15 protein-coding genes are annotated in these 19,811 nt (G+C 36.8%); 8 read left to right on the forward strand and 7 right to left on the reverse strand.

From position 1 onward, the window contains the following. Positions 1 to 14 precede the first annotated feature (14 nt). Entirely contained in the window at positions 15 to 1,808 is a 1,794-nt protein-coding gene (locus IPI65_21030; protein MBK7443916.1) for a glycosyltransferase family 39 protein, read from the forward strand. Positions 1,809 to 1,860: 52 nt separating this feature from the next. On the opposite strand, the gene IPI65_21035 is transcribed toward IPI65_21030, so the two are convergent. Then, positions 1,861 to 3,414 carry an SGNH/GDSL hydrolase family protein gene (locus IPI65_21035; GenBank protein MBK7443917.1) on the reverse strand — a complete coding sequence of 518 codons (1,554 nt, stop codon included), beginning with the start codon at positions 3,412 to 3,414 and terminating at the stop codon, positions 1,861 to 1,863. 84 nt (positions 3,415 to 3,498) lie between these two features. Between IPI65_21035 and IPI65_21040 the strand changes: the two genes are divergently transcribed. Both IPI65_21040 and pbpC read left to right on the forward strand, forming a co-directional pair. Continuing rightward, positions 3,499 to 4,662 (forward strand): hypothetical protein, encoded by a 1,164-nt coding sequence (locus tag IPI65_21040; GenBank protein ID MBK7443918.1) that lies wholly within the window; start codon positions 3,499 to 3,501, stop codon positions 4,660 to 4,662. Positions 4,663 to 4,664: 2 nt separating this feature from the next. Next, positions 4,665 to 7,025, forward strand: coding sequence for a penicillin-binding protein 1C (gene pbpC / locus IPI65_21045; protein MBK7443919.1), 2,361 nt, complete (start codon positions 4,665 to 4,667; stop codon positions 7,023 to 7,025). Between the two features lie 190 nt (positions 7,026 to 7,215). On the opposite strand, the gene IPI65_21050 is transcribed toward pbpC, so the two are convergent. From IPI65_21050 to IPI65_21065, 4 genes are all read right to left on the reverse strand, one after another. Beyond that, positions 7,216 to 8,604: a SusD/RagB family nutrient-binding outer membrane lipoprotein gene (locus IPI65_21050; GenBank protein ID MBK7443920.1), complete on the reverse strand. Its 1,389-nt coding sequence runs from the start codon at positions 8,602 to 8,604 to the stop codon at positions 7,216 to 7,218. A 19-nt stretch (positions 8,605 to 8,623) separates the two neighbouring features. Continuing rightward, the gene (locus IPI65_21055; GenBank protein ID MBK7443921.1) at positions 8,624 to 10,210 is read right to left on the reverse strand and encodes a TonB-dependent receptor; all 1,587 of its coding nucleotides are present in this window, start codon (positions 10,208 to 10,210) and stop codon (positions 8,624 to 8,626) included. Then, the gene (locus tag IPI65_21060; protein MBK7443922.1) at positions 10,165 to 11,796 is read right to left on the reverse strand and encodes a carboxypeptidase-like regulatory domain-containing protein; all 1,632 of its coding nucleotides are present in this window, start codon (positions 11,794 to 11,796) and stop codon (positions 10,165 to 10,167) included. Before IPI65_21060 ends, IPI65_21055 begins: the two co-directional genes overlap by 46 nt. A 176-nt stretch (positions 11,797 to 11,972) precedes the next feature. Then, positions 11,973 to 12,626: a DUF4197 domain-containing protein gene (locus IPI65_21065; GenBank protein ID MBK7443923.1), complete on the reverse strand. Its 654-nt coding sequence runs from the start codon at positions 12,624 to 12,626 to the stop codon at positions 11,973 to 11,975. A gap of 427 nt (positions 12,627 to 13,053) precedes the next feature. Between IPI65_21065 and IPI65_21070 the strand changes: the two genes are divergently transcribed. The 4 genes from IPI65_21070 to IPI65_21085 all read left to right on the forward strand — a co-directional run bounded on the left by IPI65_21070 (position 13,054) and on the right by IPI65_21085 (position 17,542). Next, positions 13,054 to 14,307, forward strand: a complete 1,254-nt coding sequence (locus IPI65_21070; protein MBK7443924.1) for a CinA family nicotinamide mononucleotide deamidase-related protein — start codon at positions 13,054 to 13,056, stop codon at positions 14,305 to 14,307. 102 nt (positions 14,308 to 14,409) lie between these two features. After that, positions 14,410 to 15,711: a 2-oxo acid dehydrogenase subunit E2 gene (locus IPI65_21075; GenBank protein ID MBK7443925.1), complete on the forward strand. Its 1,302-nt coding sequence runs from the start codon at positions 14,410 to 14,412 to the stop codon at positions 15,709 to 15,711. Between the two features lie 24 nt (positions 15,712 to 15,735). Next, positions 15,736 to 17,127: an MBL fold metallo-hydrolase gene (locus tag IPI65_21080; protein ID MBK7443926.1), complete on the forward strand. Its 1,392-nt coding sequence runs from the start codon at positions 15,736 to 15,738 to the stop codon at positions 17,125 to 17,127. A gap of 16 nt (positions 17,128 to 17,143) precedes the next feature. Next, positions 17,144 to 17,542 (forward strand): lipocalin family protein, encoded by a 399-nt coding sequence (locus IPI65_21085; GenBank protein ID MBK7443927.1) that lies wholly within the window; start codon positions 17,144 to 17,146, stop codon positions 17,540 to 17,542. Between the two features lie 37 nt (positions 17,543 to 17,579). On the opposite strand, the gene IPI65_21090 is transcribed toward IPI65_21085, so the two are convergent. Beyond that, positions 17,580 to 18,221 (reverse strand): peptidylprolyl isomerase, encoded by a 642-nt coding sequence (locus IPI65_21090; protein MBK7443928.1) that lies wholly within the window; start codon positions 18,219 to 18,221, stop codon positions 17,580 to 17,582. A 20-nt stretch (positions 18,222 to 18,241) separates the two neighbouring features. Further along, the gene (locus IPI65_21095; GenBank protein MBK7443929.1) at positions 18,242 to 19,255 is read right to left on the reverse strand and encodes a bifunctional oligoribonuclease/PAP phosphatase NrnA; all 1,014 of its coding nucleotides are present in this window, start codon (positions 19,253 to 19,255) and stop codon (positions 18,242 to 18,244) included. 90 nt (positions 19,256 to 19,345) lie between these two features. Between IPI65_21095 and IPI65_21100 the strand changes: the two genes are divergently transcribed. Then, positions 19,346 to 19,765, forward strand: coding sequence for a nucleoside-diphosphate kinase (locus IPI65_21100; protein MBK7443930.1), 420 nt, complete (start codon positions 19,346 to 19,348; stop codon positions 19,763 to 19,765). Positions 19,766 to 19,811: the final 46 nt, after the last annotated feature.

Below are 19,811 nucleotides of genomic sequence, written 5' to 3' on the forward strand. Positions count from 1 at the left end.
TTAACTTAGCAGTAATGAAACGATTTTCCCTAATCGCATTACTGCTAAGTTATATCCTCATTCTTGCTTTTTTAACCTATTACCCAAAATTTACCAAGCAAGGGTCAGAAGCTACTATTTCTTACGATGTGGCAGGTTATTATTTATATCTGCCAGCAATATTTATATATCACGATGTGCATCATCTTGCTTTTCAGGAAGCGATGAATGAAAAATATAAATATACACCCGGTGCCTATCAAGGTGTTTTATTGCCTAATGGAAACTATACCATGAAATATCCTATAGGTGCATCCATTTTGTACGCACCCTGGTTTTTTATAGCACATACCTGGGCCAATGTTGCCGGTTTAAATGCGGATGGATTTTCCAAACCCTATCAAATCATGTTAAGCCTTGGTTGCTTGTTTTATGCATTTTTAGGCTTATGGGTATTGCGAAAAATATTACTGCGCTATTTTTCTGAAACTGCAACAGGCCTTACAATATTAGCATTGGTTTTCGCAACGAATTATCTTAATTACAGCGCCATCGATAATGCGATGACGCATAATTTAGTTTTTACCGTATTTACCTGTGTCATCTGGTTTACGATTAAATATTATGAAAATCCCAAAATAAAATTTGCAATCATTCTTGGCATATTATGTGGTTTGGCAGCACTTATTCGCCCAACGGATATTCTCATAATACTTATTCCGCTTTTATGGGGTGTTAAACAAACCGGAGATATAAAATCGAGAATTTTATTTTTGCTCCGTCAACGTAAACAAACCATTATGTTTATTTTAATGGTAGCACTTGTCGGTTCTATTCAATTACTCTATTGGAAAATAACCACCGGGCATTTTTTATTTTATAGTTATGAAGAGCAGGGTTTCGACTGGTCAACACCGCATTTTAAAGATGGACTTTTTTCTTATAAAAAGGGATGGTGGTTATATACACCGTTTATGGCTTTTATAGTTCCGGGTTTTGTTTTTTTATATAAACAACATAAACAGTTTTTTTGGGGCATTTTATTGTTCACCCTAATGAATATCTATATTGTATTCAGTTGGTCTATCTGGTGGTATGGTGGTAGCCTTGGACAACGCAGTATGGTTGAATCGTATGCGTTATTGTGTTTCCCGATTGCTGCGTTTTTCAGCGCATTAATTAAATCTAAAAAAATAATTGTTATTCCCGTTAGCTTAATTTTGTTATTTACCGCCTACTATAATATTGTACTCACCATTCAGGCACATAATAAACAAAGTATTCTGGACGCAGAAAATACCAATAGAACTTATTTCTGGTTAACGTTTTGCAGATTATCGATAGATAAAGACATCAAACGTTTTTTAGACACTAATGAAAAATATCGGGGTAATGCAACAAATCCAAAACCACTTTATTTTAATGATATAGAAAATGATACGTTACATATTGATACAACAGCAAAATTAGGTGGTAAAAAAAGTTTATTTGTAAACAAAACAAATCAAGATACTCAACCATACGCAGTACCATTACCACCTGAAGGAACAAAATGGCTCAGGGTGTCGGGTGACTTTATTACACCCGGTATTACATGGGATTTTTGGAAAATGCCACAATACATGATTACATTTAAACAAGATGATATTATAATAAAATCAAAATTCGTCCGCATTCACCGCATCATGGAATCAAATATTAAAAAACACATCATATATGATGTAAAAATACCTTCAAAGGCATTTAATCATATTGAAGTATCGATGTGGAATGCAGGTGGCACTTCAACCACGTATATGGATAATCTGCAAGTGGATATATTAGAATAAAAAAAGAGATGTCCGGTTAGAACATCTCTTTAAATATTGTTTATTACTAAGTTTAATATTTTATACGCACGGAAGAATTAAATTCTTCAGGTAATGGAATTTCTGTTCCATCAGCATCATAAAATTTCATTGCGTATTCTCCGCGTTCCAGTAATTCATTTAAATCGGTATGTTTGTTCAACACATCCTCAATTTCAAGTAATACTTTACCTGAACCATCTAAAACAACCGCTTTCACGGTATCATGACCGCGCATAATACGTTCCAGTTTTGGTAATTTATTTGTTCCGTTTACCACCCAAGCAGGTGCATTCGGGTCAATTACTTTTCCGGGTTTAACTTCTGTTGATGCTGATTCGGTTGTTTCTGCAGGAACTTTAACATCCATATCTTCATCAATAATAAATTTGCCCGCTATTGCATGGTCTGCTTCATCATTTATTACAAATTTGTATTCGCCGGGTTCTTTTATTTCGACATTAAAATTTTCAGAACGTTTCGCTTTATCATCTTTAAATACCACGACTGAATCTTTTACCACTGCAATGCGGAATCTTTCGCCAATGTTGGAATACATTATATTTTCAACCACGGTTTTATTAATCATTACATGCATATAATCTTCTTCTGCAACCGGTTTCGCGCCGGCAGGATTTTCTAAAAACCATAATTGAGAAACCGGGTCAGTACTCCAGAAATCCACTAAGTCTTTTGAAACACGCTGAATACCTGCATCTGTTGGATGAACCCCATCGTTGCTCACTAATTGTTTATTCCAAGTATAACCATCAGCACGCGGTTTATCTCCTTGCGTCCAAAAATAAGGTCCCCATAATAATAATGGCGCAACTGCATTTTCTCCTTTATAGGCTAAATCTTTATCACCGTTTATTTGTTTTTCAATGAGCCACTTACATGCCCATCCATTGATATAAGCTTTTGGTTCACGGTGTTTATCTTTTCCTTCCGGTGGCATAAATTCAGTGGTATGTCGGCCGGTTACATAAAACAATTTCAGGTTCGGATAATGTTTTTTGCAAAAACGCACCATATAAGCGAAGTCATCAACTAATTGCTTTCCTCTGGCTTCAACACCATTTTCACGGTTACGTAAATTATCTTCCTGAAACCAGATCACCTGTACCTGATCAAAACTTAACCCTGATTCTTTTAAGCGGGCATCTATTACCTTCCAGTAATTAGCCGTAGGTTCCATAATATCACTCAAATCTTGTCCGCCGATACCACAGTTCACAAAAGTCAGCTCCCTGTTCACACCTTTGTATTGCGGAACCATATCTTCTAACCCTTTGCTGAACATAGCAACTGTGGATGCACCAATTGTGACCAAACCAATTTTACCATTTGGATCCGGTTTGCCTTCCGCATTTAAAGGTTGTATCGAATTCGCCATTGCCACGGCATCATCATAAAAGGCTTTTGGCATGCTATTGCTGCCATTCGGGTATAAACCACCCTGCTTTCCCTCGAAAGTACCGGTGCCCAGCTCATCCAGAGGAGGTAAAGTTTTTACATCAACCCCTTGCCCACGTAGGAAGAAGCCGCTTATAACCGAAAAAATGGATAACATAAAAATTCGTTTCATCGTTTGGGATTTTATTTAATTCAATTTTTTACAAATATCATACCTTTATTGGGAATACGAACGTTTTTTATGCGCATAAATCAAATGAAATTCTTACCGGTAACAATAATTTGTCTCCTCAGCCTATTATTTAGCAGCTTTTCGCTGCATGCACAGGCCATGTTGGGGTATACAGATGCTCAGGGCGACTATTATGTGAACGATGGGGGAAAGCTGATACATCTTGAAGCACAACGTATAATTTCGGCTCAGCCTGCAGCAAATAGCATTGCTTACATTTCCAATACCGGCATCCTGACTTATTACGCCAATCACGAACAAAAAAGATTGGAGATTTCAAATCCAAATTTTTATAAAAACACCGACTATTATCTCTACTATGCAACCGGTGGCAGCTTTTCCGTTTTTAATGGCAGCACACGTAAATATCTGGGTAATATTCAGCAAAATCCATTTGCATTTGGTGATAGTATTGCTGCTATGCATGATTATTCAGAATATTTTTATGTGTACGAAAACGAAAAATTTGTAGAACTCGAGCAACATCCCGCAAAAAAAATTCTGGCCGGTGATAATATTATTGCTTATGTAAATCACCTCGATCAATTTAAAGTGTATTTCCATGGTGATAAAACTGATTTAGATGATTACATGCCATTAAAAGTGGATGCCGGTGCAAATATTGTTGCATATATCGATAGTTATAATTATTTGAAAATATTTTACGACGGACAGATACATGAAATTTACAATGTGACTCAAAGTACTTGTCTCGAAATTCCCGGCAGCATTGAAGATGATGGTTTACCAAATTATTGTAATGCGCAACTGGTATACGACATGCAGAATGCATTACCACTATTTGCTGCAGGCGATGACATGGTGGCTTATATTGATGATATGGGTAAATTTTTAGTGTTTGATAAAGGCATTATTGTAGAATTGGAATCACAAATGCCTTTGTTTTATAAGGTAGTTGATAATGTATTGTATTATGTAGATAACAATAATTATTTTAAAGTTTATACGAATGCGGAATTAACTACTGTAGAAACCTTTTACCCGGAAAAAATAAAAGCTGATAAGAATGTGGTTGTTTACACCGATTTAGATAAACGTTTACATGCATTTTACGCAGGCAAACAAATTAAAATATCCGATAATATTATTCTGGATTTTGAGTTAAATAATACTACAATTATGTATTCGGAAATTCCCAATAAATACAAATTTTATTTCCTGCAATAAGTATGTGGACTGAGGAAAAAATCCGGTCGAAAATTTTGGTTGTGCATAAGGCAATTAAAACCCATCGTGTGCTTAGATGGGCGCGTGTTGTTTTATTGACATTTGCATGTATACTGGGTTTATTTTTTTTGCTCAATATCATTTTTCCGATGCGGGTGCAAATTGAATATTCGCAAATCGTAACAGCACGTGACGGCACCGTATTAAATGCATTTTTAACCTCCGATGAAAAATGGCGCATGATGACCGAGCTGGAGGAGATTACACCTGAAATGCAAACTGCAATTATTTACAAAGAGGATAAATATTTCTACCGACATCCCGGTGTAAATCCTGCTGCAATTTTGCGTGCGTTATATAATAATATTACCAGCGGAAACCGCACTTCAGGGGCTTCAACCATCACCATGCAGGTTGCACGATTATTGTCGCCTAAAGACCGAACCTATGGCAATAAACTCATAGAAATGTTCCGCGCCTTACAGATTGATATGCTGTATAGTAAGCCGGAAATTTTACAAATGTATTTAAATCTGGTTCCTTATGGTGGCAATATCGAAGGAGTAAAAGCGGCTTCTGTTTTATATCTTGAAAAAACACCTGAGGTATTAAGTTTGGCGGAATTAACAGCGCTTTCCATTATTCCCAATAGACCAACATCATTACGTCCCGGAATAAATAATGATATTATTGTTCGGGAAAGAAATAAATGGTTGGAACGATTTAAATCTGCGCATTTATTTGAGGAAGATATAATTAATGATGCCATACAGGAACCTTTTACTGCATTTAGAACAGAAGGTCCAAAACTGGCACGCCATTTTTCAACAAGACTAAAATATCGTTATCCGGAGCAGCCAATTATTAAATCAAATTTAGTTGCAGAAACTCAAATGCAATCTGAAAAATTGGTTGGAGATTATGTAAAACAATTATGGGGTTTAGATATTCATAATGGCGCCGCAATTGTAATTGATAATCACACACATCAAATAGTTGCCTATGTAGGTTCAGGCGATTTTTTTAATACTGCTGATGGCGGACAGGTGGATGGTGTGCAGGCAATTCGTTCGCCGGGAAGTACATTAAAACCATTGTTATATGCGCTATCCTTTGATGAAGGATTACAAACACCTCAAAGTATAATTGCTGATGTTCCTGTAAATTATTCAGGCTATAGCCCGGAAAACTATGATGAAGATTATAATGGTAATGTAACAATAGAATATGCCTTATCGCATTCATTAAATGTTCCGGCTGTAAAAACATTAAGTGAAATGGGCATGGATAATTTTTTAAATACATTAATCAATTGTGATTTTACCACAATAGATGAAAAACGAAACGACCTTGGCCTTTCTGTGGCTTTAGGTGGTTGTGGTGTTACCCTAGAACAATTAACGCGTTTATACAGTGCTTTTGCTAATCAGGGCCGCTACAGTCATATCAGATGGTTGCAGTCGGATGAGGATACTGCTTTTATTCAGGCATTTAGTCCGGGCGCCGCGTTTATGATTACCGAAATTCTGACCCAATTAACCAGACCTGATTTACCGAATTTTTATCAGAGCGCTAAAAATGTGCCGCTCATAGCATGGAAAACAGGTACGAGTTATGGTCGCAAAGATGCGTGGAGCATTGGTTATAATAATAATTATACCATTGGTGTGTGGGTAGGTAATTTCTCGGGAAAAGGTGTTCCTGAATTATCAGGGGCAAATGTTGCCACTCCCCTGTTGTTTAATTTATTTAATGCAATAGAAAACGAAAATAATAAGGAATGGAACACGATGCCTGAATCAGTCAATTTCAGATATGTATGTGCTGTTACCGGAAAAAACCCTGCAGATTTTTGTCAGAATGTGGTGCTGGATTATTATTTACCCGGCATCTCAAAAAATATTACTTGCGATCATCTAATTGAAGTGAAGGTTGATGAAAAGGAAAAAATAAGTTACTGCACAACTTGTTTACCTGAAAATGGATACAAAGTAAAAATGTATGAACATTACAGTCCGGAAATTATCAGTTGGATGCAGTCGAAAAACATTCCGGTAAATTTAATTCCCGTTCATAATCCTGATTGTGAAAGAGTTTTCTCAGATGGCGCACCTGTAATTACCTCTCCTGTAAATCAGCTGGATTATTATATCGACAAACTGGATAAACAAAAAATGATGCTGAATGCTAATGTAGGTTCAGATGTGAAAAAAGTTTTTTGGTATATTAATGATAAATTATTGACTGAGTCTGATGCAAAAACACCTGTTTTTTTTGAACCAGAAGAAGGCAAAACCAAAATCAGCTGCAGCGATGATAAAGGCAGAAATACCGATATTGAAATTACAGTAGATTATTTTTAATTGCTTTTGTTTTAATATATAGTTAAAGAATAGCATATAACTATTACTGCTCAGTAATTCGCACGTTATTTTCTTTTCATTGTTACACAGATAGTTGTTAAGTATCAATCGTTTTAATTGTTATTGAAATAGTATTATAAATAAAAAAGGCGACCCGAGAGCCGCCTTTTTCTATTTAAAAAGTCAATTATTAATTATCCCACCAAACCGGTGCTAAGATGTCGCCGATAACAACTGCATTGCTGTTGTATAAACGTTCATCGATACAAGTTGGGAAACGAACCGGAATGCCGTCAACAATTCCATCAGGATTAGGAGTTAAAGCCGGTAAACCGGTTCTTCTCCAATCAGCCCAAGTTTCGCACTGTGTAAACATTGCGATATACTTCTGGGTCATGATTTTTTCCATAGTAATTGTGCCTGCAGTTTCGCTTGCGTTAGCTGCTTCATAAGTTGGATCAGGAGCGCCTACTGTAGCTAAAATGTTTGCTTTAACAGCATCATTGTAAGCAGTTGCAGCTGCGCCGGTATTACCTAAACGCATTTGAGCTTCAGCTTCAATAAATTTCATTTCATAATAAGTAAGCAGTGGTAATGGATTAGCATCTGAAGAATATAATGGGCCTGTATTTGAAGCCGTAGGATCTTCTGAATTTGTTGCTACTCCTGAAAAACCACCATCATCATCTAAAGTTGCATATAATGGTAAACGTGGGTCATTAGTACTAGACAATAAATTGATGAAAAATTCACCCATTTTAATGTAGTTCGCACGAGTTGTATTAAATGAAGCCCAAGGGTTTAATTCATTACCATTAATACCAAATATTGCATTAGTATTATCAGCATTTGAACTTAAACCTGCAGAAGCTAAAAATGCAAGTGCATCGTTAGCAGAACCTGTAGCATCACGTTCACTTAAACGATTTGCATAACGGGCTTTCAACATGAAAGCAGCTTTAATCCACATAGAAACATCGCCATTATGAATAAAATCATCAGCTCCGGGTAATAATGCATTTGAAGTTGCAGGTGCTGATAAATCAGTGATAGCACCGTTTAATTCATTTTGAATAGCAGCAATTATACTTTCCTGAGAATCATAAGCAGGGTTTAATGCTTCTGTTGTTGCATCTAAACCATTTAATGCTTGTGAATAAGGAATATCACCATAAAAGTCTGTTGCCAAACCAATGGTCATACATTTTAATACCGTTGCAATTCCTCTGTAATAAGGATTTTCTGCGCCGGCAACATTAATTAATTCCTGTTGGTTAATTAATGCATCTGCATAAAATGTTTTCCATTCGTTGGTATTACTTTGTTCAGTGATTTTATAATCACGAATATCAATCATCTGGAAATCGTTTCCTGCAGAATGTTGCATTAATATAGATGAGGTTCTTGCTAATTGTCCGGTATATAAAGATTGCATAGCAACTTCTGATACCGTAAGTAACAATGCCGGAGTAACCTCTGTTGGTGAGTTAGGTGATGTAGATACATCATCAACCCAGCCACTACATCCTGAACCAAAGAGGATGATAGGTGCGGCAATTATTAAAAATATCTTTTTCATATTAATAATTTTTTATGTTTTAGAATGATGCACTTACTGTGAACAAATATGATTTTGTTCCAGGGTTGTTAAACCAGTCGAAACCGGAAATATTAGAACCTGCACCGGTTAAGCTGTTTTCAGGGTCAACACCTGTGTAATCTGTTTTTAACCAAAGGTTACGTCCTGTTGCTGAAATATTTAATGCTTTCACAACATTTTTTGGATCGAGGTTAAACTGGTAAGCCAATTTAACTTCACGTAAACGTACCCAGCCACCATCTTGAATTGCTTGTGATGATGCACCAAAGTCACCAAGGTAATCACCCCAATAATCTTCAGGAGCAATTTCGATATTGTTTGGTGTATAAGAACCATCAGGTTGTTCAATAACACCTTCAATTACAAAAGTGTGATCGCGTTCGCCTGATGCTTCAGAAATACCGATACGGTTCATACGTGCATTAGTACCATTCCAGATGTCACCACCTTTTCTGATATCTAATAATCCGCTTAATGTTAAACCTTTCCAGGTTAAAGCAGTATTGATGTTCATTAACCAATCCGGATATGGATCACCAATTACACCTGAAATAGTATCAAAAATTGGTAAGCCTGTTGAACCGTCGATTAATAAATCACCATTATCATTATAAGCCCATTGTGAACCGTATAATAAACCGTAAGGCTGACCAACGATTACATAAGCACCAGGGTCACCGAAACCGGCTTCAATTTCAATTTCATCAACACCATCAGCTAATTGTGTTACTTCATTTTCGTTTTTGCTGAAGTTACCACCGATGTTCCATGTTAAATCTTTTTTCTTAACGATGTCAGCATTTAATGTTAACTCAATTCCTTTGTTAACCATTGCACCTGCGTTATCGTAAACATAACTAAATCCTGAAGTTGAGGCAATTGGTTTAACTAATAAGATATCAGATGATTCTTGTTTGTAAACAGTCATATCGAAATCGATACGGCCTTTCCAGAATTTTAATTCTAAACCTGCTTCAGTACCTGTTAAACGTTCAGGTTTTAAATCAGGGTTACCAAGTGTATTTAACTGGCTGTAACCAAAACCTGATTGTCCGAGGTAAGGGAAGCTATAACCATCTGTAAAACCATCAGTATACAGTGGTGGTATAAAATATGTATTAGCACTATAAGGTTGTGGTTCAATACCTGCCTGCGCATAAGCAGCACGAATTTTACCAAATGAGAAAATATTATTTGTGTTCATTAATTCGCTGAATACAAATGCACCGCTCACTGAAGGGAAGAATGCAGAACCCTGGTTAGGACCATAAGTTGATGACCATTCATTTCTTCCTGAAACTGATAAGAAAATTAAGCTTTTGAAATCTAATCCAAGTTCACCAAAAAACGCAGCGCTGCGCTGTTTAGTTGTTGATTGACTAGCATATAAATCAGAAGCATTTGATAAATTGTAATAATCAGGAATAGTTAAATCACGACCACGAGCATATAAATAATTAATGTCGATATCAGTGAGGTTATTACCTAAAGTTACATTTAAAGAAAAGTTTTCATTTAAATCTTTTGAACCAGAAATAATTAAATCGCTATATACCTGATTGTAACGAATTGAATTTTCTTCAATTTGTCCGCCGGTGCATTTGCAGGGTCGTTTGAACCAATTGCGAAAATTTGTTTGCGTTCGTCAGTATATGAATCTGTTCCAATGCGATAAGTTACTGTTGCCCAATCCCAAGGTGTATAAATAGCTGAGAAATTACCTAATAAACGATTTACATTATCAGTAAACGGGTTATTGTTAATTGTCCAGTAAGGATTATCATAAGCAGAAAAATAATTTCTGTTTGCACCTGTAGGATATTCATAACCTGAAGATAAATCGTAGCTTACCGGTGTGCGCAATAATGATAACATAACACCTGAAAGGTTGCTACCATTTTGTGATCTTGTTCCACCTGAATTTATGTAGTTACCGTCAGCAGCAATTCTGAATTTATCCCAGATGCGCATATCTGAATTTACACGAACTGAAGTTCTGTCGTAATTCGAATTTGGAATAACACCATTGTCTTGAGTATTACCAATAGACAAACGCAATGAACCTCTGTCGGTACCACCGCTAATTGCCAGGTTATTATTATAAGTTAAACCGGTTTCAAAAAAGTCGCCCGGATTATCTGTTGCAGTTAAACCAATATTTGAAAGCAGTGGTCCCCAGCTACTTGCAGTACCTGCAGATCCATCATCATCAGTATCCCATAATTGGTCAGGACCCGGGTCAGCTTCAATAAAGTTACCTTCAGGTTCAACAACACCATCGTTATTGATTTTACCACCGCCGGTTCCTTGTGCGTATAACTGTTGTTGTGCAGGAATATTGCTTACTTGATTTACTTCTAACGTAGAAGAAAAATTAATATGCACCGCTTTATCACCAGCTTTGTTACCGCGTTTTGTTGTAATAATGATTGCACCTGAACCCGCACGTGAGCCATAAAGAGCTGCAGCAGCAGGGCCTTTCAGGATGTTGATACTTTCAATATCATCAGGGTTAACGTCGATTGCACGGTTTGAGTTATTTACACCATTTAAGTTTGCGTTAAACGGATAGTCACCCGCAACAGTGCTATTGGTAGAGTTATCAATTGGCACACCGTCAATAACTACTAAAGGTTGATTTTCGTTAGTAAATGTTGATGGTCCACGAATAATAATTTTACTGGATGCACCAGGGCTACCTGAAGATCCAACTACCTGAACACCCGCTGCTTTCGCAGAAAGACCTTCAATCAAGTTAGTTTCTCCGGAACTGGCAACACGGTCACCACCTACTTCCTGAGTGGAAACACCCAAGGAAAGTTTTTCTTTAGGAATACCTAAAGCGGTAACAACCACAGTTTCCAAGCCTAAAACGTCTTCTTCCAAAGAAACATTGATAACATTTCTGGCACCAATGGTTTCTTCATGCATTTTAAAGCCTAAGAATGTGAATACTAAAACATCTTTGTCCTGAGGCACAACCAACACATACTTACCATCCAGGTCAGTAATAGTTCCCGTTGTAGTCCCCTTCACCAGTACTGTTGCCCCCGGTAAGGGCTCATTGTCTGTGGCTGACGTGATTGTTCCTGTTATGGTTCTGCTTTGCGCAAAGGCAACAGATACCAAACAAAAAGGAATCAGCAGCATCAAAGCGGCTAATTTTTTCATAGATTTGGTTTTGAATGAATAGAATTGACTTTTTATTATTTAACTCAACTTTGTAAAAGTTATGTTAAACCTTCTAAAGAACAAACTTAATGTTCTTTTTAAATATTTATTAAGGTTATTGTATATTTTTTGTCACTTTTAACACAAACACCAACTTTGTCAACACTTTTTGCAGATTACTTGTGTGTATCGTAGTAGCCGAACACCTTTTGAACGATTTCAGCAGCGCGTGCACCGGGGTCCTGACGAATCTTTAATTCTTCCTGTTCAATCATGTAAAATAAACCGTCCAATGCTTTGCCGGTTACATAACTCTTAAGGTCAGGATTTAAATCTTCGGTCAAAGGAATTTTGTTGTAATAATTTACCGCATCTGTCCAATATTTTGTAGCGCCAACTTTGTTAAGTGAACTTTCAATTATAGGTGTAAATTTTGCAGTTAATGCAGCAGTAGTTGTTTTTTTGAGATATTCAGTTGCAGCATCATTGGCACCAAATAATATATCCATTGCATCGGTTATAGTCATGGTACGTATGCTGTTGATCAAAATAGGTTTTGCTTCGATAGCAGCAGTTTCGGCAGCATGATTAATTGAATTAATTACATCATCACACATTTTATTTAAGCCTACCTCCCTTAAGGCATTTTCTATTTTTTGAGCTTCAGGCGGAAATGGAATTTTAATGGTTGGATTCCCTAAATAACCATTTACCTGCGATAAAATATCGGTACCATTTGTAGCTCCTTGCACTAACGCTTCCATTAATCCGTTGGCTGCTTCCTGCTCGGTAATTGTAGTTTCTAATACGGTATTTAATACATCCTGCATTACCTGTGGGTCGCAAGTTGAGCCCGTAAACAAACCAACAGCGATAACTGCCAAAATGAAATTTCTTAACATAAAATCGAATTTTGCCGAAAGTTAAATAATTCCACAATTCTATTGGTAGGCAAAAAAATTAAATATTACTTCAAGATATTAAAAGAACGATACAACTCACATTCCTAACGGGATAAGGTTCAATGTTTACGGGCATTACCGGCTATAGCAGCAATGAACCTTTACGAAAAAATGTACCTTCTCCCCCAAAAAAATAACCCTTTACTGTAAGCAAAATGGACAACAGGATGCAACAAATGAATGGGCCGGCAACAAATCAAAAAAAATTGTGTTCGGTGATTTTAATGGAAATGCAACCCAAAAATGCGGTCGGTTTACCATTGTAAGATTGTATTTTTACAAAAAAAATTTAGTGATGCAGGCAGTTATTATTTCTATTGGAGATGAAATTTTGAATGGCACTACAATTAATACCAATGCCAGTTGGATGTCGACCCAGATTCAGCCGTATGGAATTGATATTTATGAAGTATTGAGTATTTCAGATAACAGTGAACACATTATTAATACTTTAAATAAATATTGCGGAGTTATTGATATCGTTTTAATTACGGGAGGTTTAGGGCCGACTAAAGATGATATTACTAAAAAAACCTTATGCACTTTTTTCGGGTCATCACTCGTGTTTCATGAATCAATTTATTTACGATTAAAAGCAGCTTTTGAAAAAAGGGGTATTCCTTTTACGGAAAATAACCGCGACCAGGCGATGTATCCGGATAATTGTACCATTTTAGATAATCCGCTGGGAACTGCTCAGGGAATGTGGTTTCAATCGGGTAAAACCGCCGTAATCAGCATGCCGGGTGTGCCTTTTGAAATGAAGGGTTTAATGACTGAGCAGGTGATTCCGAAAATTTTAAAAACATTCAGCTTTCCTGCAATTGTGAACCGCTATTTTATGACCAGTGGCATCAGTGAAAGTTTTTTGGCCAAACAACTTGAGCCACTGGAGGCAAACCTGCCCGATCATATTGCGCTAGCATATTTGCCAACGCCTGGGGTTGTAAAATTACGTTTGACAGCCCGTGGGGAGGATGAAGCAGGCATAATTGACGATTTAGCACCCCTTGAGGGGCAAATGCGACAAATTTTAGGGGAAGGAATTTATGCTGAGGAGCCCTTAATGTTAGAAGCTTTTATAGGAAAGCAGTTGATGTCTTTAAATGCTACCCTTTCTACCGCTGAAAGTATAACCGGAGGCAAAATTGCGCACAAACTCACCCTCATTCCGGGCAGTTCGGCATACTTTAAGGGCGGGATTGTTGCCTATTCAAAAGAAATTAAACAATCGGTACTAAAAGTGCCTGCCGAAATAATTGAACAGTTTACTACTGTTAGTGAACAAACAGCGCTGGCAATGCTGGAAGGGCTACTTGAGGTAACAGGCACCGATTTTGGTATTGCAGTTACAGGGAATGCAGGCCCCACTAAGGATACAGCAGGTGAACCGGTTGGAACGGTGTTTATTGCCGTTGGTTCAAAATCGAAAAAAACAGTTAAAAAATATTTTTTCAACAAGAACCGTGACATCAATATCGAATACGCCACTATGTTTTCGCTACATGAAATGCGTATACTGTTGACCGAATACCTTGTTAAAGCATAATAAAGACAGTATTTTTGCGAAAATCAAAATTGGAGGGATTTTTAGCTTTTGCTGAAGAAGTACCACCCAATTAGTTAGCTAACAACAGCAAGAAGATTTAATATGTCGCAAAAAGAACTGATTATGCCCAAATTGGGCGAAAGTATTATGGAGGCCACTATCCTGAAATGGCTGAAGAAGGAAGGAGATAAAGTTGAACTGGACGAAGCTGTGCTTGAAATTGCTACTGATAAGGTAGACAGTGAAGTGCCAACTCCTTTTGCCGGTACTATTACAAAAATATTATTTAAAGAAGGTGATGTTGTGCAAATCGGCAAAGCCATAGCAATTATTGATGGTGAAGGTGGTGGCACAGTGCAGCCGGTAGTTGAAAAAGTTGTGCCGCAAGAGGTAAAAACTGAGGCTCCAAAACAGGTAGTTGTAGAGAAAGCCCCGGAAACCACATTTGTAGCAGGTGGCGATCGTTTTTATTCACCGTTGGTATTAAATATTGCTCGTGAAGAAGGTATTTCGATGTCGGAACTTGAGCGTATACCGGGAACCGGAAAAGATGACCGTGTTACAAAATCTGACATCTTAAATTATTTACAAAATCGCGGTGCTGTTACTACACAGGCAAAAGTTGAAACACCTCAGGTTCAAGCACCTGTTGCTGAAAAAGTAACGCCTGTTGTAAAAACTGCATCGGTGAGTGGTGGAAATGAAATAGTTGAGATGGACCGTATGCGCAGACTCATTGCTGACCACATGGTAATGAGTAAAAAAACATCGCCACACGTAACATCTTATGTTGAAGTGGATATGACGCCAATTGTTGAATGGCGCAATCGGATTAAACCTAAATTCGAAAAACGTGAAGGTCAGAAAATTACATTCACACCAATTTTTATTGAAGCAATTGCAAAAGCAATAAAAGATTTTCCGGGAATAAATATTTCAGTTGACGGATATAATATCATCAATAAAAAAGATATTAATATTGGTATGGCTGCTGCATTACCTACAGGTAATTTAATTGTGCCTGTAATTAAAAATGCGGACAGAATGAATTTAGTTGGTTTAACTGCAGCGGTGAATGATTTTGCCAATCGCGCAAGAAATAATAAATTGAAACCGGATGAAATTCAGGATGGTACGTTTACGTTAACCAATGTTGGTTCATTTGGCAGCTTAATGGGCACACCAATTATTAATCAACCGCAAGTGGCTATATTAGCAGTTGGTGCAATTAAGAAAAAACCGGTTGTATTGGAAACTGAATTTGGTGATGTAATTGCTATTCGTCACATGATGTTTATGAGCATGAGTTATGATCACCGTGTGGTTGATGGTATGCTGGGTGGTAGTTTCCTAAAACGTGTTGCCGATTATCTTGAAGGATTTGATACTGAAAGAGAAATTTAATTTTTTATAAAATTAATTACACAGATGTACATAGAACAACTATATACAAATTGTCTTGCAGAAGCAGCTTACTATATTGAAAGTGAGGGTGAGGTTGCAATAATTGACCCATTACGAGAATCGTTACCTTATATTGAAATGGCTGCATCACGTAATGCCAAAATTAAATATGTATTTGAAACACATTTTCATGCTGATTTTGTTTCAGGACATATTGATCTTGCAAAAAAAACCGGCGCACAAATAATTTACGGCCCGGAAGCAAATACAAATTACAGTGTAATTAATGCAAAAGATGGTGAAGAATTCAGCATCGGAAAAATTAAAATTCGTGCATTACATACACCCGGTCACACATTGGAATCTACTTGTTATTTGTTGATAGATGAAACCGGTAAAAACCATTGCATTTTTACCGGTGATACATTATTTGTTGGTGATGTTGGTCGCCCCGATTTATTGGATGGTGTTATGACAAAAGAGGAACTTGCATCAAAAATGTATGATTCACTGAATACGAAAATAAAAACGCTTGCTGATGATGTAATTGTTTATCCTGCGCATGGCCCGGGCAGTGCCTGCGGAAAAAGTATGGGTAAAGAAACATTTTCAACAATAGGCATTCAGAAACAAACTAATTATGCATTACAGGAAATGTCGAGAGCAGCTTTTATTGAAGCAGTAACTGATGGTTTATCTGTTCCACCGCAATACTTTTTTGAAGATGCCAGAATAAATAAAACTGGATATACTGAAATTGATGAAGTAATTACCAATAATACAAAAGCACTAACCGTTCAGGAAGTTACAGATGCAATGGAAAGTGGCGTATTGGTTTTAGATACGCGTGTTGCCGATGTTTTTGAAAAAGGATTTATTCCGGGTTCTTTGAATATCGGTTTGAATGGCATGTTTGCTGTTTGGGTTGGCACTTTGATAGATATCAATCAACCGCTTGTTTTAGTTACTGATATTGGTAAAGAAGCAGAAACAGTTTTGCGTTTGGCAAGAGTTGGTTACGAAAATGTTATTGGTTATTTAGACGGTGGAATGCAATCATGGATAAGTGCAGGTAAAAAAACAGATGCTGTTACTACGATTCAGGCTGAAGATATAAAACAGTATTATGATAATGCTGATTATGTAATTCTGGATGTGCGCAAACCAAGTGAGTTTGAAAATGAGCATATAAAAAATGCAATAAATATTCAGTTAAGTGAAATAGATTTGCGTGCAGGAGAATTGGATGCAGATAAAAAATATATCATTCATTGTGCGGCAGGTTATCGCAGCATGATGGCAGCATCTATTTTAAAAGAAAAAGGATTTAATAATTTTGTGAATGTAGCAGGTGGCTGGGGAAGTATTAAAAAAACTTCGTTACCCTTAGAAGCGAATCTGCCTGAATTAATTTGATACGAGGACAAGAATAATGCGGAAACTAGTATTGATATTTTGTTTAATTGCCTTTTCAACTTCCTGTGAAGATATCAGGATTGATCAGGCTGTTGAACATATATCCAGAACCTGGTCCGTATATAAATTTGAAATTGACGGTTATGATCAAACACCGTTGTTTACTTCTACCTATTCAAGTTATAATATCACCTTTACCGATACATTGGATTACACTGAAAATTACACCTTTCTAGGTTCGCCATTATCTATAACCGGTATTTATATCTTTAGTGATAAAGCGGGTATCCTTACTTTATCTGATGAGTTTCAGTCACGCGTGTTTAATGTGTTAACGTTAACCAATAATGAAATGACTTTAGAAGACAGAAATTCTGATACCAATCAGGTTTATTATTTCGAAGTGGTTTTATAAAGCAATAAAAAAAGGGCCGAAGCCCTTTAGTAATTTTTTATTTAGAAGAACGTTTAACATCTCCCTTTGCTTCAAATTCTTTAAATATTGCAGCCGGGTCATATTTTTTAACTGCCTTTCCTTTTCTGATAATTTTAATATGTAATATGCGGTCGCCTTGCTGAATAGCATTTACAACATCCATACCTTCAACCACATGTCCGAAAATTGCATGCTTATTATCAAGCCATGGTGTTTCTTTATGGGTAATAAAAAACTGACTGCCGTTGGTGAATTTTCCTGAGTTGGCCATAGATAAAATTCCTGGGGTATTATGTCTTAAATCGCTGTGAAATTCATCTTTAAAAGCATAACCCGGACCACCCATTCCATTTCCGAGCGGATCACCACCTTGAATTACGAAATCAGGCACCACGCGATGGAAGGTTAAACTGTCGAAAAAAGGTTTTCCGATTGGTTTCGCTGTGTTTTCAATTTTACCTTCAGCCAATCCAACAAAGTTAGCAACGGTTAAAGGTGCTTTTTGAAATTCGAGGAATACCAGAATATTACCTTTTGTAGTTTGAATTTCTGCATACAAACCATCAGGTAAATGTTTGTACTTCTTCTTGTCGCTTTGTCCAAATGCAAAAGCATGCACCATAAGGGCAAGCACTAATAATAAACTCGTTTTTTTCATTTTGAATATCTGTTGTTTAATTAATTATGTTGTTTTTCCTGGAATTCGGGTAATACTGCAATGAATCGTTGTATGGTTTCCTCTAATGGTAAACGTGATGAACCACCCGAAGCATTGCGATGCCCTCCACCATTAAAGAAATTTCGTGCCAAAAATTCCACATTCACATCAGCTTTTGAGCGGAATGAGATTTTTATTTTGTCTTTATCCTCTGTAAATAATACGGCCATATCAACATCGCGCATTGCGAGGGGTAAATTTACAATACCTTCTTTATCACCATTATTTAATTTATATTTTTCTGCTTCCTGCATGGTAATGCTCATATAGGCTGCTTTATATTCGGGAACGATGACCATTTTTTCAGATAATAAAAACCCTACAAAGCGCATTCTGTTTTCACCATATTGATTGTATACAGCATTGTGAATTTGCTCAACATTAATTCCGGTTAACATCAGTTGAGCAGCAATTTCATGTACCCTTGCTGTTGTATTGCTAAATTGAAAAATTCCGGTATCTAATGCCATACCTGCATAAATACAAGCGGCCATGTCTTTATTTATCAAATTACTATCACCTGCCTGATGAATAAAATCGTAAACTAATTCCGCAGTTGAACTTGCTTTATCATTCCACAATTCATAATCGGTAAAATGGTCAGGCTCGCGATGATGGTCAATCATAACACTCACAAACGGGCGGTTTAGTTTTTTAACGTCCTCACCCAATGCTTCTATTCTTTTTAATGCATTGAAGTCGAGAAAGAAAATGATATCCGCGCGTGTAAGCACAGCAAAACAAGTTTTGGGATTTTTCTGATGATTAAACGCTTTTTCGCTTTGGGGCATCCAGTTTAAAAAATCAGGGAAATCATCCGGTACGATAACATCTGCAATATGTCCTTTTTGTTCAAAGTATAATTTTAAGGCTAAAGCCGAACCAACCGCGTCGCCATCAGGGCGCACATGAGTCAACAATACGATTCGTCGCGGTTGTTGAAGATAAGTAAAGAGGAGCCCTAAGTCTTTCATGTTAAATTTGCTGCTAAGGTCACCATTTTTTTAAATTTTTAAAAATGGCGGCAGTTAATTCCTATCTTTGCGCCCGAAAAAAACATTATTATGGCAAGTAATAGAACATTAACAATGATTAAACCCGATGCAGTTAGAAAAAATTCAATCGGGGGTATCTTAAAAATGATTAATGAAGCAGGCTTCAGAATCGTTGCAATGAAATATACCAAACTGAGCAAAGAAAAAGCCGGTGAATTTTATGAAGTGCACAAAGAACGTCCGTTTTATGGTGAATTGGTAGACTTCATGAGTTCAGGTCCGATAGTTGCTGCAATTTTAGAAAAGGAAAATGCAGTTGAAGATTTCAGAAAATTAATTGGCGCTACTGATCCTTCAAAAGCAGAAGAAGGAACTATTCGCAAGATGTATGCAAGCAGCATTGGTGAAAATGCAGTTCATGGAAGCGATAGCGATGAGAATGCAGATATTGAAAGTAATTTTCACTTCAGCAAATTGGAGCGATTCTAATATTTAAATAATTTTTTTACATCCGGTTCAATTGAGCCGGATTTTT

It is taken from the genome of Bacteroidota bacterium (genome assembly GCA_016706255.1).
In the GTDB taxonomy this organism is placed as follows: Bacteria; Bacteroidota; Bacteroidia; order Chitinophagales; family BACL12; genus UBA7236.

Bases quoted from the DNA above. Each gene is read 5' to 3' on its own strand.
- IPI65_21030 (MBK7443916.1), top strand. From the start codon at position 15: ATGAAACGATTTTCCCTAATCGCATTACTGCTAAGTTATATCCTCATT.
- IPI65_21035 (MBK7443917.1), bottom strand. From the start codon at position 3,414: ATGAAACGAATTTTTATGTTATCCATTTTTTCGGTTATAAGCGGCTTC.
- IPI65_21040 (MBK7443918.1), top strand. From the start codon at position 3,499: ATGAAATTCTTACCGGTAACAATAATTTGTCTCCTCAGCCTATTATTT.
- pbpC (MBK7443919.1), top strand. From the start codon at position 4,665: ATGTGGACTGAGGAAAAAATCCGGTCGAAAATTTTGGTTGTGCATAAG.
- IPI65_21050 (MBK7443920.1), bottom strand. From the start codon at position 8,604: ATGAAAAAGATATTTTTAATAATTGCCGCACCTATCATCCTCTTTGGT.
- IPI65_21060 (MBK7443922.1), bottom strand. From the start codon at position 11,796: ATGAAAAAATTAGCCGCTTTGATGCTGCTGATTCCTTTTTGTTTGGTA.
- IPI65_21065 (MBK7443923.1), bottom strand. From the start codon at position 12,626: ATGCAGGATGTATTAAATACCGTATTAGAAACTACAATTACCGAGCAG.
- IPI65_21070 (MBK7443924.1), top strand. From the start codon at position 13,054: ATGCAGGCAGTTATTATTTCTATTGGAGATGAAATTTTGAATGGCACT.
- IPI65_21075 (MBK7443925.1), top strand. From the start codon at position 14,410: ATGTCGCAAAAAGAACTGATTATGCCCAAATTGGGCGAAAGTATTATG.
- IPI65_21080 (MBK7443926.1), top strand. From the start codon at position 15,736: ATGTACATAGAACAACTATATACAAATTGTCTTGCAGAAGCAGCTTAC.
- IPI65_21085 (MBK7443927.1), top strand. From the start codon at position 17,144: ATGCGGAAACTAGTATTGATATTTTGTTTAATTGCCTTTTCAACTTCC.
- IPI65_21090 (MBK7443928.1), bottom strand. From the start codon at position 18,221: ATGAAAAAAACGAGTTTATTATTAGTGCTTGCCCTTATGGTGCATGCT.
- IPI65_21095 (MBK7443929.1), bottom strand. From the start codon at position 19,255: ATGAAAGACTTAGGGCTCCTCTTTACTTATCTTCAACAACCGCGACGA.
- IPI65_21100 (MBK7443930.1), top strand. From the start codon at position 19,346: ATGGCAAGTAATAGAACATTAACAATGATTAAACCCGATGCAGTTAGA.